Below are 910 nucleotides of genomic sequence, written 5' to 3' on the forward strand. Positions count from 1 at the left end.
ATACTTGGGACGCAATAAAGCCCGACGGTTCAAAAATTGTACAAGTCATGAGACATTTACCTCAAATAAATATCATAGACACTCAAACAGGCAAAATTACCAGTTACCGGATAAAAAACAATCCCAACTTTTCTCTTTTGGAAACATCTATGGAATCTATGAATGTTTTCTATAACCATGTACATGCCGATGATAATTACATCTACGCCACTTATTGGGGCAAAGAACCGTGGGACGACCGTTTTGGGGTAGAAGTACCCATCTTTAACACGATACATGTGTTTGATTGGAACGGGAATTTACTCTATAAGCTTACAACCGACAAATCATTTTTCCGTGTATGGAGCGATCCGGTAAGAAAACGATTATATACGATAGATATGAATACAGATGAGGTGTATTATATTGATTTGAAGGAGTTATAAATAATCAGGGAAACTACTTATGGCCTTTCAGGCACAGATCATTCGGATTTCTCAGGTCTATGAATTCTTTTCTACGCAATCCGTACCTAAAAAATGGAGGATAAAAGAAGGAGGATTTTAGGCTGAAAACCTTATATAAAGATTCTTTTCTTTACTAATAAAAAAATTGTAACATGAAAACAAAAAAAATTGTTCAGTTTATTACTTCTATCTATTTTCTACTCTTGTCAGGAAAGTGATAATGCGATCTATACCCCTTTGCCTGAAGCTAAGGTACTAACAGATTGTGAACTAATATTCAGATTTGATACTGAGTATCCACTGCAAGTACAAGAGAAAGACTCATTATTATTCTTAACAAGTCGAAAATCAGATAAATGTATTACAGTCATTAACAAAAATACAAAATCCGTCTCTCAAAAATTTGCAAACAGAGGGATGGGACCTAATGATGCTATCGACCCGGAATTTATTGTCAACAATTC

Annotated in this window: 2 pseudogenes; both read left to right on the forward strand. The window is 34.6% G+C overall.

The annotated features are described in order from the left end of the window. Nucleotides 1-425: pseudogene (locus tag BACCOPRO_RS17015) on the forward strand (BF3164 family lipoprotein); the annotation flags it as partial. A gap of 189 nt (nt 426-614) precedes the next feature. Beyond that, nucleotides 615-910 (forward strand): annotated as a pseudogene (locus BACCOPRO_RS18370) (hypothetical protein); the annotation flags it as partial.

Source organism: Phocaeicola coprophilus DSM 18228 = JCM 13818 (assembly GCF_000157915.1).
In the GTDB taxonomy this organism is placed as follows: Bacteria; Bacteroidota; Bacteroidia; order Bacteroidales; family Bacteroidaceae; genus Phocaeicola; species Phocaeicola coprophilus.